Origin of the sequence: Mesorhizobium onobrychidis (assembly GCF_024707545.1) — a bacterium.
In the GTDB taxonomy this organism is placed as follows: domain Bacteria; phylum Pseudomonadota; class Alphaproteobacteria; order Rhizobiales; family Rhizobiaceae; genus Mesorhizobium; species Mesorhizobium onobrychidis.
In genome coordinates, this window is record NZ_CP062229.1 from 160,399 (window position 1) to 174,190 (window position 13,792).

General features: G+C 62.9%; 15 protein-coding genes. 6 read left to right on the plus strand and 9 right to left on the minus strand.

The features are described 5' to 3' along the window. The first annotated feature begins 11 nt into the window (after positions 1-11). Positions 12-1,595: a murein biosynthesis integral membrane protein MurJ gene (gene murJ / locus IHQ72_RS00740; RefSeq protein ID WP_258120711.1), complete on the plus strand. Its 1,584-nt coding sequence runs from the start codon at positions 12-14 to the stop codon at positions 1,593-1,595. Here murJ and IHQ72_RS00745 read toward each other — a convergent pair. Then, positions 1,585-1,989: a type II toxin-antitoxin system VapC family toxin gene (locus IHQ72_RS00745; protein WP_258120712.1), complete on the minus strand. Its 405-nt coding sequence runs from the start codon at positions 1,987-1,989 to the stop codon at positions 1,585-1,587. The genes murJ and IHQ72_RS00745 overlap by 11 nt on opposite strands. Further along, positions 1,989-2,234 (minus strand): type II toxin-antitoxin system VapB family antitoxin, encoded by a 246-nt coding sequence (locus IHQ72_RS00750; RefSeq protein WP_123146413.1) that lies wholly within the window; start codon positions 2,232-2,234, stop codon positions 1,989-1,991. Before IHQ72_RS00750 ends, IHQ72_RS00745 begins: the two co-directional genes overlap by 1 nt. Positions 2,235-2,590: 356 nt before the next feature. Between IHQ72_RS00750 and trpS the strand changes: the two genes are divergently transcribed. The 3 genes from trpS to IHQ72_RS00765 all read left to right on the plus strand — a co-directional run bounded on the left by trpS (position 2,591) and on the right by IHQ72_RS00765 (position 5,237). Continuing rightward, complete coding sequence (gene trpS / locus IHQ72_RS00755) at positions 2,591-3,703, plus strand: tryptophan--tRNA ligase (protein ID WP_258120713.1); 1,113 nt, start codon at positions 2,591-2,593, stop codon at positions 3,701-3,703. A 133-nt stretch (positions 3,704-3,836) separates the two neighbouring features. Further along, positions 3,837-4,328 (plus strand): universal stress protein, encoded by a 492-nt coding sequence (locus tag IHQ72_RS00760; RefSeq protein ID WP_095493836.1) that lies wholly within the window; start codon positions 3,837-3,839, stop codon positions 4,326-4,328. A gap of 339 nt (positions 4,329-4,667) precedes the next feature. After that, complete coding sequence (locus tag IHQ72_RS00765) at positions 4,668-5,237, plus strand: NifU family protein (RefSeq protein ID WP_095493837.1); 570 nt, start codon at positions 4,668-4,670, stop codon at positions 5,235-5,237. Between the two features lie 113 nt (positions 5,238-5,350). Here IHQ72_RS00765 and IHQ72_RS00770 read toward each other — a convergent pair whose 3' ends face one another. Beyond that, positions 5,351-5,968, minus strand: coding sequence for a L,D-transpeptidase (locus IHQ72_RS00770; RefSeq protein ID WP_258123685.1), 618 nt, complete (start codon positions 5,966-5,968; stop codon positions 5,351-5,353). 225 nt (positions 5,969-6,193) lie between these two features. Here IHQ72_RS00770 and cueR point away from each other — a divergent pair, with 225 nt between their 5' ends. Then, positions 6,194-6,616, plus strand: coding sequence for a Cu(I)-responsive transcriptional regulator (gene cueR / locus IHQ72_RS00775; RefSeq protein WP_258120715.1), 423 nt, complete (start codon positions 6,194-6,196; stop codon positions 6,614-6,616). Between the two features lie 146 nt (positions 6,617-6,762). Here the strand turns inward: cueR and IHQ72_RS00780 are convergent, their stop codons facing one another. Beyond that, a complete protein-coding gene (locus IHQ72_RS00780) occupies positions 6,763-7,551 on the minus strand; it encodes a sulfite exporter TauE/SafE family protein (RefSeq protein WP_258123686.1) in 789 nt (262 codons plus the stop codon). A gap of 111 nt (positions 7,552-7,662) precedes the next feature. Further along, on the minus strand, positions 7,663-7,896 hold the full coding sequence (locus IHQ72_RS00785) for a hypothetical protein (protein WP_258123687.1): 234 nt from the start codon (positions 7,894-7,896) through the stop codon (positions 7,663-7,665). A gap of 181 nt (positions 7,897-8,077) precedes the next feature. On the opposite strand from IHQ72_RS00785, the gene IHQ72_RS00790 reads away from it, so the two are divergent. After that, positions 8,078-8,578, plus strand: coding sequence for an MmcB family DNA repair protein (locus tag IHQ72_RS00790; RefSeq protein ID WP_258123688.1), 501 nt, complete (start codon positions 8,078-8,080; stop codon positions 8,576-8,578). 117 nt (positions 8,579-8,695) lie between these two features. On the opposite strand, the gene IHQ72_RS00795 is transcribed toward IHQ72_RS00790, so the two are convergent. The 4 genes from IHQ72_RS00795 to IHQ72_RS00810 all read right to left on the minus strand — a co-directional run bounded on the left by IHQ72_RS00795 (position 8,696) and on the right by IHQ72_RS00810 (position 13,784). Further along, positions 8,696-9,982, minus strand: a complete 1,287-nt coding sequence (locus IHQ72_RS00795; RefSeq protein WP_258120716.1) for an IS4 family transposase — start codon at positions 9,980-9,982, stop codon at positions 8,696-8,698. A 442-nt stretch (positions 9,983-10,424) separates the two neighbouring features. Continuing rightward, on the minus strand, positions 10,425-11,621 hold the full coding sequence (gene nhaA / locus IHQ72_RS00800) for a Na+/H+ antiporter NhaA (RefSeq protein ID WP_258120717.1): 1,197 nt from the start codon (positions 11,619-11,621) through the stop codon (positions 10,425-10,427). Positions 11,622-11,830: 209 nt separating this feature from the next. Next, positions 11,831-12,394, minus strand: a complete 564-nt coding sequence (locus IHQ72_RS00805; protein WP_082982096.1) for an ActR/PrrA/RegA family redox response regulator transcription factor — start codon at positions 12,392-12,394, stop codon at positions 11,831-11,833. A 64-nt stretch (positions 12,395-12,458) separates the two neighbouring features. Then, on the minus strand, positions 12,459-13,784 hold the full coding sequence (locus IHQ72_RS00810; RefSeq protein WP_065006021.1) for an ActS/PrrB/RegB family redox-sensitive histidine kinase: 1,326 nt from the start codon (positions 13,782-13,784) through the stop codon (positions 12,459-12,461). Between the last annotated feature and the right edge of the window lie 8 nt (positions 13,785-13,792).

Sequence of the window (13,792 nt, forward strand, 5' to 3'; positions counted from 1 at the left end):
TCTCCAGACGCATGAGCCTTGTCAAAAAGTTCGCGACGGTCGCTTCCGGCACGCTGATGAGCCGTGCCCTCGGCTTCGGCCGTGAGATGCTGATGGCGGCCGCACTCGGCACTGGGCCGATCGCCGACGCCTTCAACGCCGCCTTCCAGTTCCCCAACACCTTTCGCCGGCTGTTTGCCGAAGGCGCCTTCAACGCCGCCTTCGTGCCGCTCTTCGCCAAGGAGATCGAGACCCACGGCACCGATGGCGCCAAGCGCTTTTCGGAAGAGGTGTTCGGCGTGCTGTTCACGGCGCTGCTGGCGCTGACCATCGCCATGGAACTGGCGATGCCGCTGATCGTGCGCTACCTGGTGGCGCCGGGCTTTGCCGACACGCCGGGAAAGTTCGAAATGACGGTCCGGCTTGCGACCATCATGTTTCCCTACCTGATCTGCATGTCGCTCGGCGCCATGATGGCCGGCATGCTGAATTCGCTGCGCCGCTATTTCGCCGCCGCGGTGGCACCGGTATTTCTCAACATCATCCTGATCGGCGTGCTCGCCTACGCCTGGCACAAGGGATCGGACGCGCGCACCGTCGGCTTCGCATTGGCTTGGGGCGTGCTGGCGGCGGGGCTGGTCCAGTTGGCGATCGTCTGGGTGGCGGTGCGCCATGCCGGCATCTCGATCGGCTTTCGCCGGCCAAAGATGACGCCCAATGTCAAGCGGCTGCTGATCCTGGCGCTGCCGGCGGCGATCACCGGCGGCATTACCCAGATCAACCAGCTGATCGGCACGGCGATCGCCTCGGCGCAGGACAGTGCGGTGTCGTCGCTCGCCTATGCCGACCGCATTTACCAGCTGCCGCTCGGCGTCGTCGGCGTCGCCGTCGCCATCGTGCTTCTGCCCGAACTGTCGCGGGCGCTGAAGTCAGGCAATCTGATCGAGGCGGCCAATCTGCAGAACCGGTCGGTGGAGTTCACCTTGTTCCTGACCTTGCCGGCGGCGGCGGCACTGCTGGTCATGTCGGAGCCGATCGTGGGACTGGTCTACGAACGCGGTGCATTTGCCGCCAACAACTCGACGCCGATCGTGGCGGCAATCCTGGCGATCTTCGGCTTGGGTTTGCCGGCCTTCGTGCTGATCAAGGCGTTCACGCCCGGCTATTTCGCCCGCGAAGACACGCGCACGCCGATGATCTTCGCCGCCATCTCAGTGGCGGTGAACATCACCATCGCGCTGACGCTGTTTCCGCAGATGGGCGCGCCGGGCATCGCCGTCGCCTCGGCCGTCGCCGGCTGGGTCAATGCGCTGATGCTGCTCGGCGTGCTGATCCGGCGCGGTCACTGGGGCCGCGACGTACCACTCATGAGACGCATCCCACGGCTGGTGATGTCGGCGGCGGTGATGGGCGCGGCGCTCTATTTTGCCGAGCACTGGTTTGCCGCCCAACTGGCCTCGGCCTCACCGCTGATCGTCAAGGCTACGACGCTTCTCGCGCTGGTTGCCGGCGGAGCGTTGCTTTATTTCCTCACCGCCTTCGCCACCGGCGGCGCCGATTTCGGCATGATCCGCCGCAATATCAGGCGGAAGGGCTCCCCTTCGACTAGGGAATAGTCTCCAGATCCGTAAGCCGGAACTCGTCCGCCGTCGAAAGCATCGGAACGGCGTAGTGGCGCGCGCAAGCGTAGTGAAAGCAATCCGCGAGGTTGAGGCGATTTGGCCCGGATCGAAATCGCATGGCTGCATCCAACGACAGCGAGACTGCGGCTGACGGATCGGGCAGATCACGAACCGCGATATCTCGTTGCTCCAGGAATGCGGTGACCAGACGCCTGCTGTCGTCGACGGAAATCGCGAACTTGTCCGGGCGCGCAAGAGCCACCGCCGCTTCCCATACGGCTATCGCGGACGTGAACCGTTCTGCAGCTTTAACCACGGCGTCGGAACAGCGCTCCGCTTCGTCCTCTTCGCTCAGGATGGCGATTATCGCGGCCGCATCGATGAACATCAGCTCTCCCCGGACATTTCATCGAAGACCGAGCGAGGGAGTGGCCTGCGCGCCTTGTCGTTCAGCTTGATGCCGATTTCCGCGCGAAGGCGGGCGGCGGTTTGGAGAGGCGTCTCGCGGTTGCGCCGACGCTCCAAAGCTTCACGCATGGCGATCACAATCGCCTCGGTGATGCCGACGCCCTCAAGCTTGGCGAAAGCACGCGTCAGATTGTCCGCCTCCTTGTTGTTGATATTGATCGTCATCGGTTTTGTCCCATTGGTGTAGATGATATTATGTAGCTATCTACATTGCCTCGTCAACGCCGGGCGAAACGGAAGCGATCGCCTCGGCGCTAAGCCATTTTTGTTCTCGCTTTGTGCCGGCAGTTATGCTATCAACTTTACCACGGTGCTGATTTGCGCCGACAACCCGCCGCAAGGCGGGTTTTTGTTTCTAGTCGGGGCTATCCTCCCTCTTGCGGCGCCTTACTCAGCCGAGGCCAGGCGCTGCGCCGCTCATCCAACAGCCTCTTGATCCGCTCCCCGCTCTCGTCCATAAGCGCGCCGTCGAAAGACTTTCGCCGCGCGCGAAACGGCCCTCCACAAGCCAGGGAAATCCCATGACTGACTCCAATCAGCCCGCCTTCAATCAGCCTGCCTTCAATCAGCCTGCCTTCAAGCCACTCGTCTTTTCCGGCGTCCAGCCGACCGGCAATTTGCATCTCGGCAATTATCTCGGCGCCATCAAGAAATTCGTCGCCCTGCAGGATACCTCCGATTGCATCTATTGCGTCGTCGACCTGCATTCGCTGACCGCGCAGCTTGTCCATGACGATCTCAAGGACCAGACGCGCTCGATCACCGCGGCGTTTCTCGCCTCCGGCATCGACCCGAAGAAGCACATCGTCTTCAACCAGTCGCGGGTCATGCAGCACGCCGAGCTTGCCTGGATCTTCAACTGCGTGGCCCGCATCGGCTGGATGAACCGGATGACCCAGTTCAAGGACAAGGCCGGCAAGGATCGCGAAAACGCCTCACTTGGGCTGCTTGCCTATCCGAGCCTGATGGCGGCCGACATCCTCGTCTACCGCGCCACCCATGTGCCGGTCGGCGATGACCAGAAGCAGCATCTGGAGCTGACACGCGACATCGCGCAAAAATTCAACAACGACTTCTCGGACCGCATCGCCGGCCTTGGCGTCGGCGTCGAGATGAAGGTCGGCGAGGAGACGGTGAACGGCTATTTCCCGCTGACAGAACCGATCATCGGCGGACCGGCGGCGCGCATCATGTCGCTGCGCGACGGCTCGAAGAAGATGTCGAAGTCGGATCCGTCGGACCTGTCGCGCATCAATCTGACCGACGATGCCGACACCATCTCCAAGAAGATCCGCAAGGCCAAGACCGACCCCGAGGCGTTGCCCGGGGAATTGGACGGCCTGGCCAGCCGGCCCGAAGCCGAAAACCTCGTCGGCATCTATGCAGGTCTCGCCGAGATATCGAAGGAGGCGGTGCTGAAAGAGTTCGGCGGCCAGCAATTTTCGGTGTTCAAGCCGGCACTGGCCGACCTTGCCGTGGAAAAGCTGGCGCCGGTCGCCGGCGAAATGCGCCGCATTTCCGATGATCGCGCCTATGTCGATGCGGTGCTCAGGGATGGCGGCGAGCGGGCCGGCGCCTTGGCCGAGGCGACGATGAAGACCGTGCGCGACATCATCGGCCTGCTGCAAAGCTGAACCTTAAGCGCCGCGCGTCCATTTGGACGCGCAAAAGACGCTCTAACGCACCAGCATCGCTACATCTGCCGGTCGCTTGCGGCCGGGCTGTCCCGGTGGCAGATTGCGACCGAAACCATCGAACAGGGTGAATATGGTCTCCAAACGTCTCAGCCGCGAAGCCGGCCATCGCCGCAAGTTCCTGGCGATCATCGACGACACGCCCGAATGCGAGCGGGCCGTCGTCTACGCCTCGAAACGCGCGCAGAGCACCAACGGCGTGCTGGTGCTGCTCTATGTGATCGAGCCCGACGATTTCCAGCATTGGCTGGGCGTCGAGAAGATCATGCGCGAGGAGGCCACCGCCACCGCGCGGGCGGCGCTTGATGCGTACGCGAACAAGGTGCGCCAGAAACTCGGCATCGAGCCGGAACTGGTGGTGCGCGAAGGCAAGCCGACCGAAGAGATCCACAAATTGATCGAGGAAGACCAGGATATTGCCATCCTCGTGCTGGCGGCCGGCGCCGGCAAGGAGGGGCCGGGTCCGCTGGTCGGCGCGGTCGCCGGCAAGGGCGCCGCCTTCCCGATCCCGGTGACGGTGGTGCCGCAGAACCTGTCGGACGAAGAAATCGACAGCCTGGCCTAAGGTAAGTTGATATTCAGGTGAGGCCGGCCTGCGAACCTCGGTTTCCTGCGCTTCCGGTGCTCACGTACCCAAAAGTACGCTCCGCTCCGGTTCTCGGAATCCACCATTCTCGGCGCGGCCTGACCTGAATCTCAACACACCTTAGCGCAAAATCCCTGGCCAGCGCAAAAATCGAAGTGCCACAGCCCTTGCACGTCCAATAAGGACGCGCGGCGCTGTAGAAGAAAATTCATTCTCTCGGGCGGCCGTTCCGGCGATGGCTTTCGCTTGAATGTCCTGCCGATAAGGCCTATTTAGAATTATTCCAAACTATCTGCCCGAATGGGCACGGAGACATCCATGTTCATCCAGACCGAATCGACGCCAAATCCGGCGACATTGAAGTTCCTGCCCGGCAAGGAAGTGCTTGTCGAAGGCACCGCCGATTTCCGCGATGCCGACAGCGCCGCTACGGCTTCGCCGCTGGCCGGCCGGCTGTTCGAAATCCCCGGCGTCACCGGCGTCTTCTTCGGCTATGATTTCGTCACCGTGACCAAGGACGGCCCCGACTGGCAGCATCTGAAGCCGGCGATCCTCGGCGCCATCATGGAACATTTCATGTCCGGCGCGCCGGTGATGGCCAAGGCCGGCCCCGCCGCCGAGACCAGCCAGACCGGCGAATTCTACGACAAGGCCGACGAGGAGTTGGTCATCACCATCAAGGAACTGCTCGACACACGGGTGCGCCCGGCCGTCGCCCAGGACGGCGGCGACATCACCTTCCGCGGTTTCGAGAACGGCACCGTGTTCCTGCACATGAAGGGCGCCTGCGCCGGCTGCCCGTCATCGACGGCGACACTGAAGCACGGCATCCAGAACCTGCTCCGGCATTTTGTGCCCGAGGTGCAGCAGGTCGAACAGGTCTCTTAAAGCGCAAAAAAACGTCATGCGCCTTTCGCGCGATAACAAAAAACCGGGCCAAAGTGCCCGGTTTTCTGTTTTGGGACGTCTGTTGTTGCCTAGACGGTCCGCTATGAAAGTTTTTACAAGACGATGACTTTAGCGCCGACCGAGGTGCGGTCGTAAAGGTCGATGATGTCCTGGTTCATCAGCCGGATGCAGCCCGACGACATTGCCTTGCCAATCGAGTTCCACTCCGGGCTGCCATGCAGGCGGTAGCCTGAATCGCCGCCCTTGTTGAACAGATACAGGGCGCGCGCGCCGAGTGGGTTCGTCAATCCGGGCTCCATGCCGCCGGCAAATTTTGCGAGTTCCGGCTGGCGCCTGATCATCGCCGAAGGCGGCGTCCATGTCGGCCATTCGCGCTTCACCGCGATGCGGGCGGTGCCGCGCCACTCAAAACCCTCGCGGCCGACGCCGATGCCGTAACGCATCGCCTCGCCGCCGCCCATGACGTAATAGAGAAACTTGTTCTGCGTATCGACGACGATGGTGCCCGGCTTCTCATCGGTGTCGTAGCTAACGACCTGCCGGCGGTACTTGAACGGCACCTTTTCGATCGGAATGCGCGGCAGTTGATAGCCCGCATCGGTCATCGGGCCATAGTTGTTGGTGAATATCTGCGAGCCGATGGTGCTGCAACCAGCAATAGCCGTCGACAGCGCAAGTGCGGCGACGATTGCGAATGACTTCATGCGCATGAAAAGGTCCGATGCCCCGCCCAAAAGGTAGCGGCACGAGACGGCCGCCTTATCGCCATCATTCATGCTGGCATTTGCTTTGCTTGCCAAGCGGGCGATGCCTATATGGAGGGGCTTACATGCCGGTAAGTCCGCAACTGTGGCTTTTCGGCAACGACCTCTATAAGATTATGTAGGAAATTCAATGGGGCTGTCCGCCAGACCGCCGAAGTCAAGGAGCCCATCATGAATGTCGGAGATGCCGCCCAGCGTTCCGGCCTGCCGGCCAAGACCATTCGCTACTATGAGGAGATCGGCCTGATCCGACCGCAGCGCGCCGGCAACGGCTACCGCGACTATTCGGGCGACGACATCCACCGGCTGATCTTTCTGCGCCGCGCGCGAAATCTCGGCTTTTCCATCGACGACTGCCGCCAGTTGATGGCGCTCTACCAAGACCGCAGCCGCGCCAGCCATGACGTACGCGAGATCGCCGCCGCGCATGTGAGTGCAATCGAGGAGAAGGTGCGCGAGCTGCAGTCGATGCGCTCGACCCTGCAGAAGCTGATCCATGCCTGCCACGGCGACGACAGACCGGGCTGCCCGATCCTGGACGATATTGCGGGGGCTGCACTGCCAAGTGATAAAGTCGTTTCCGCACAGGTGTGAAGGTTGCGCGGCGCTGCGCCAAGGCGTCCCGGTTGTGATCGAGGCGGACGCGGACGGAAGGGCCTGACCCTCAAAGGGTAATCGCGGCAGATAAACGAGCCGGTGCGCCGTCAGCGCGACGAGACCATGCGCTAGGTCCGGTGGTGCTATTCGTGCCGCCAGATCTTGTAGGCTGAGATCACCAGAATTGCCGCCAGCAACGGGAGCAGGATTTGCTCGGGGGCCACTCCAAGCAACCGCCCACCGATATATGTCCCGACAGTCGAACCGGCAGCCATGGCCAGCAAGAACGCCTTGTTCCTGCCGATGACTGAAAAGCTTTGGTCGCGGCTGTAGCGCATGAAGCCGACCAGCATCGTCGGCAGGCTTACCGCCAGCGATAGAGAGCCCGCCAGCTTGATGTCGGCACCGAACAGAAGGACAAGTGTCGGGATAAGCAGTTCACCGCCTGCCACGCCCAGCAGGGATGCCACGACGCCGATGGCAAACCCTGCAATGATCCCGGCAACGATCAATGCGGCTCCGGTGACCAATTGCAATCCTGTAGCACCAGGATCATGGCCGAAAACCAAGACGATCGCGACAAGGATCAGCAGCGCGGCAATCACCTTGTAAAGCGTTGCGGACTGGAGGCGCGTTGCCCATCCTGCCCCAAACCAAGCGCCTAGAAGGCTGCCAGCCAAGAGATTGAGTATGATCGGCCATTGTGCGGCTACCGACGCTAGCGGCACTGTTGTGGCCCGGAATGGCAGCGCTGTAGCGACGACAACCAAGCTGGCGGCCTTGTTCAAGATGACGGCTTCAAGGGCGGCAAATCGAAACAGACCAATCAGGAACGGCAAACGAAATTCTGCACCGCCAAGGCCGATCAAGCCGCCAAGCGAACCAACACCGGTTCCAACTGCAAATGCACCAAGGCCACGACGTTCTATCATTGAACCGATATGCCGTGGCGAGACTCGGAATGCTAGCCGTTTCCAGGTTGGGTTTGTCCATGCAATCGCTATCGGCGGCAGGGTCGATGGTTGATGCAACTACAGTGCAGATCAGGCGATACCGTCGACACGCTCGGCTATGGCGAATGCCTGTAGGTTCCTTGCCTTGCCGTGGTCTTCTTCGGCGTTGGCGATAATCGAGAAGAACGCCGCACGGGCGATGTCCTTCTTTGACGCGTTCGGGTGTTCCTTCCTAGCCGCTTTGATCAATTGCTTGGGTGCCATGTCAGGCGTCACGACCCGCATCAGTGTGTCGGCTATCGCCTGCATCTCGTCCGCGTTCATCATCCAAACTCCTTAGAGCCACCCGCATTCGCACAGTATCTCATATTCCTAATGTGTGGAAACGTGCGGCGTTCGTTTGGGAACCAACCGAGATTTCACGTAAAATCCACACACGCATGCGCGCCTTGGGTGCATCAAAAAGGCGGTTCAAACCGTGAACAAAGTCTGGCATGGTGCCGCCATGCCAATCATCTCGCCTTTACCCCTCAATCCCCTCATCGACGGTCGCCAGTCGGAACGCGCCATGCTGGTCAGGCGCGGCGTGCAGCGGCTGCTCAAGGAGATGGGCGCGCATGTGTTGCCCGAACTGTCGCTGGCGACCGGCCGCCGCGCCGACCTCGTCGCGCTGACCCGCCAGGGCGACATCTGGATCATCGAGATCAAATCCTCGATCGAGGATTTCAGGGTCGACCGCAAATGGCCGGATTACCGGCTGCACTCCGACCGCTTCTTCTTCGCCACGCATCCCGGCGTGCCCTCGGAGATCTTTCCGCAGGAATGCGGCTTTATCCTCTCCGACGGCTACGGCGCCGAAATCCTGCGCGATGCGCCCGAGCACCGCATGGCGGCGGCGACGCGCAAGGCGCTGATGCTGAGGATCGCGCGGGCCGGGGCATCGCGGCTGCTCGCGGCGGAACTCGCCGGTGTGGCGGTGCCTTCGCTGGAGGGCGAGAGCGAATAGAGAACGTCGGGCTATCCGGACACTTCAGGGTGTCCTGCGAGCTTGCGCTGTCTTCGGCAGGACAGGAGAGGGATCGCGGCTTCATTCCAGCTTGGGTTCCTCGCCCCCACGAAAGTGCTAGGGCATATACACATCTCGCAAGGCCCACCCGTCAGCACAAGCTCGGAAGTAGGCCAAGCCATTGTAGAAGGTGACTGGGCCTGGTGGCCTTGAGGAAGCATAGCCGTTCCAGCCGCCGAGCTTGGCGATGATCCAGGCCGCCCATGCGAGCGAGTTTTTGGGATAGGGATTGGCTTGCAGCCTGGTCTTGCCCTTGAAGCGCTTCTCGAGCGCTGCGAGCGTGTCGATCTCGTTGGGCGTGAAGGCGAGGCTTGCCTGTTGATCGTCCTGGCCGTTGCGGGCCTGCACGAGCTGCATGACGATGATGGCGGCCTTGGCGGCGATGGCGACGAGCTTTTCCAGGCGCGAGGCCGATTGCAGCTGGCTGTCCTCGATCTTCAAGCCTTGGCTCTTCATCACCCGGAAGAACTGCTCGATGACCCAGCGCTGCTTGTACCAGTCGACGATCTGCCAGGCCTGGGCGGGTGTGGCCACCGCATGGGTGGTCAGGAGCAGCCAGTGAAGCGGTTCCACGTCGGCGGGTGCAGCCGTCTCGATGACCCAGCGCAGTGTCACGCCTTTGGGCAGGTCGGCCTCGCGCAGGTTGCCCGGCCGCCGGATCGTGGCTTCGCCAAAGCGCAGGCAAAGCTCGGCCCGGCGCGCCGGGCGGTCGGCCCGTTCGCGCAGCTCGATCACCTGGGTGTCGCTGAACGCCTGGTCCTGCACGGCGCGGCGCAGCGTTGTGCCCGAAAGCAGCGCGCGGTCATGCATGACGCGTGTCAGCACGTGGAAAGCGCCGTCCGGCACGCGCGCCCACATCACATAAAAGTCACTCTCACGGTCGGCGATGAAGGTAACCATGCTGGCCCGGGCCAGCACCGGCTTGGCCGCTTCGGCCGTCTCGACCCAGCGCCGCGATTCCTTTTCGCTCAACAAGCGATCAGCATGCGGCGGCAGTTCGTCGTCCCCACGTGTCCACACCCGCCCGCCCACCAGACCAGGGCAAGAACCGCGCTCGGCATCGAGCGCAAGCATGGGATGCAACAGCATGCCCCGGCAATTGCCCTTCTTGATCCTGCCCAGATCGCGCCGATGGTCCTCGCTCGTCGCGAACTTGATCTCGCTGGTGTCCTGCAGCGCCAGGATGTGCCGGCCTTCCACCGCAAGCCGGGTCTGGTCGCTCCAACCCTCGATGATCCGATCCACCGTCACCGCGTCATTGCCCAGAAAGCGCCCGAACCGGATCTCCTGGGAATGGTTGCCTTCGGCAAGCCGGCGCAAGCACACCGTTTCGCGCAGCACCATGCCTTGGAGCAGCGCCGCCCCCCTTTATCGAGACGACGATCTCCAAACGAACCCACGGACCAGTCCTGGCATATCTGCATCGGCGACGCTCTCCCCAAATCAGAACGTCACCGACAGAATCATAACCGCTTCGTCTTCGGAATCCGACCGTCCCTAACCGAGTCAATCCGCCGCACCAAGATGTGTATATGCCCTAGCACGAAAGTGGGGGAGAGGTGGCTCGGCGAAGCCGAGACGGAGAGGGGGACCGCGCTCTACGAAGCCCCCTCTCCGGCCGCGTCGCGGCCACCTCTCCCCCGCTTCGCGGTGGGCGAGGAACCCAAGTCTTGAGAGGTCGGAGGGTCAGCACCCCCTCTGCCCTGCCGGGCATCTCCCCCACAAGGGGGGAGATCGGCAGCTTCACCGATGGCTAAATGATGATCAATCTTCGACTCGACCAGCTCTACTCTTCGTCCTCGTCCGCCCCATTCGCAACCGGCGCCATGAGCAGCACGGCGGCGCCGAGGATCGCGGCGATGAAGGAGCCGGCGAGGATGCCGACCTTGACCGCGTCCTGCAGCTCGACATTGCTGGCGAAGGCGAGCAGGCCGATGAACAGGCTCATGGTGAAGCCGATGCCGCAGAGCAGCGAAATGCCGACCATGTGCAGCCAGCCGGCATTGACCGGCAGGTCGGCGAAGCCGAGCCGGATGGCAAGCGCGGAAGAACCGAACACGCCGACCAGCTTGCCGGCGACGAGGCCGGCGGCGACGCCCAACGTTAGCGGCTCGACCAGGGCGGCAGCGCTCAGGCCGGCCAGCGAAACGCCGGCATTGGCAAAGCCGAAGATCGGGATAACGACGAACGGCACTATTCTGTGCAGGCCGTGCTCGAGCCGGTGCAGCGGCGAATGGTCGAGATCATGCCCGGTGCCCGGGGAGACTTTCAAAGGTATGGTCAGGGCAAGCGCCACGCCGGCGAGCGTGGCGTGGACGCCCGATTTCAGCACCAGCACCCACAGGACGACACCGAGCAGGATATAGGGCACCAGCATCATCACCTTCATGCGGTTGAGCACGATCAGCAACGCGATGACCGCAAAGGCGGCGCCGAGATAGGCGAGCCACAGGCCGCTCGTGTAGAACACCGCGATGATGATGACCGCGCCAAGGTCGTCGATGATGGCGAGGGCGGTGAGGAATACCTTCAGCGACCCCGGCACGCGGCTGCCGAGCAGCGACAGGACGCCAAGCGCAAACGCGATGTCGGTGGCGGTCGGGATCGCCCAGCCGGACAAAGCGGCTGGGTTGTCGCGGTTGATGGCGACATAGACAAGTGCCGGCACCAGCATGCCGCCGGCGGCGGCGACGCCGGGCAGGACGCGCCGTGGCCAGGTAGAGAGTTGGCCATCCAGCATCTCGCGCTTGATCTCCAGACCGACCAGCAGGAAGAACACAGCCATCAGGCCGTCATTGATCCAGTGCGACACGCTGAGCGGTCCCAGATAGGCGTGAAGGGCATCGAAATAGGCTTCGGCCAGCGGCGAATTGGCGACGATCAGAGCCAGTGCCGCGGCTGCCATCAGGATGATGCCGCCCGCCGCCTCGCTGTCGAGGAATTCGCGAAAAATGGAGATCGGCCGCTGCTTTTGGTCCTGCATGTCCTCTCCATCGCGTCGCCTACCCGCCGGCAGGGCCAACATCACCCTATGCGATGATGCGCAAACACCAATGGCAGGGGCAAGTCTCTACAGCGCCGCGCAACCTTTGGGGCGCGCAAAGGACGCTGTAGCACTTCGATTTTGCGCGTGATCCCCAGCGAAAACCGATTCCGCCATTCGCCGACACGAACCTTCGGTTCGGTCAGGCGTCAGCGCGGCGCGCGCTTGGCGAGTATCCGCTGCAGCGTACGGCGATGCATATTGAGCCGGCGCGCGGTCTCGGAGACGTTGCGGTCGCACATTTCGTAGACGCGCTGGATGTGCTCCCAGCGCACGCGGTCGGCAGACATCGGGTTTTCGGGCGGTGCGGCGCGTTCGCCCGCCGTGCGGGTAAGTGCGGCGAAAATGTCGTCGGCATCGGCCGGCTTCGACAGGTAGTCGATGGCCCCCAGCTTCACCGCCGTCACTGCGGTGGCGATGTTGCCATAGCCGGTGAGGATGATGGCGCGGGCGTCGTCGCGCTTCTCGCGGATGGCGGCAACGACGTCGAGGCCGTTGCCGTCGGCGAGCCGCATGTCGACCACGGCATAGGCGGGCGGGTTGGCGCGCGCCTTGGCCACCGCCTCCTCGACGCTCTCGGCCGTCTCGACCACGAAACCCCTGGTTTCCATGGCGCGGGCAAGGCGCGTGAGGAACGGCTTGTCGTCGTCGACGATCAACAGCGAGGTGTCCTCGCCTTCAACCATTGCGCCAATCGTTTCGTCGCCGTTCATCGTCTTCTAAATTCCTGCTGCCCGATTTTTACGCAGATATAGTTTTGGAGCGCTATTGTCCAATTCAAGCCGTGTCAAACATGGTGGCCGAAGCCGATTCAGGATTGAGGAAGACGCTGCGCGGCCACGATATCTGCACGACGGCGCCCTCGCCCGGTTCGTTTGAATTGCGGAAATCGAGCGTGGCCCCCGAGCGTTCGAGCAAGGTCTTGGCTATGAACAGACCCAGGCCCAGGCCGCCGCCGGCCTCGGTGCCCTGGCGCGTCGACATATAGGGCTCGCCGATGCGGTCGATGATTTCGGGAGGGAAACCCGGCCCGTCGTCGATGATCGAGAAGGTGACGGCGGCCTCGTTCCAGCTCCAGCGCACGGTGACGCTCTTACGGGCAAAATCGACGGCGTTCTCGACCAGATTGCCGAGGCCGTAGATGACGCCGGGATTGCGACGCCCGACCGGTTCGGGGCCAATGCGCTCGCCAGGGCGAAGCTTGATCGAGATGCCGAAATCGCGGTGCGGGGCAGTCATCTCCTCGACCAGCGAAGTTAGCGGCATGCGGGAGAGATGCGCCTCGCCCTCGGACGACAGGCTGGTCAGGCGCTTGAGGATTTCCCGGCAACGCTCGCTCTGCGAGCGCAGCAGCGTCACGTCCTCGCCGTATTTCGGATCGTTGCGGAGCGCCTTCTCCATCTCCTTGGCGACAAGCGTGATGGTGGCAAGCGGCGTGCCGAGCTCATGCGCGGCGGCGGCGGCAAGGCCGTCCAGCGCCGACAGATGCTGCTCGCGCTGCAGCACCAGCTCGGTGGCGGCAAGCGCGTTGGCGAGCAGCCGGGCTTCCTCGGCCACGCGGAAAGCGTAGATCGCGGTGAAGGCGATCGAGGAAAACACCGCCATCCACATGCCGGCGACATAGATGAACGGCATCTCCAACGGCGCGCCCTCGTACCAGGGCAGCGGCAGATGGAAGAAGACCAGCAGGCTCGCCGCCACCATCACCAGCGCGCCGAGGATGGCGGTCAGGCGCAGCGGCAGCGACGTCGCCGAGATGACCACGGGCACGGTGACGAGTACTGAAAACGGATTGGTGAGGCCGCCGGTCAGGTAAAGCAGGCCGGCAAGCTGCAGGCTGTCGATGGTCAGGATGGCGAAAGCCGGCAGCGGGGTCAGCCGATGCGCCGCCGGATAGCGGAAGGTCAGCAACAGGTTCATCCAGGCCGAACAGGCGATCAGCGCGAAGCAGGGGCTGACGGGCAGCGGGAACTTCAGCCCATAGGCAACGACGATAACCGCCAGGCTCTGGCCGACGATGGCAAGCCAGCGCAGCCTGATCAGCGTGTTGAGGCGCAGCCGCTGGCTTTGCTGGAAGTCGGGCGCCCGCAGGATGTTTATCATGGCCAAGG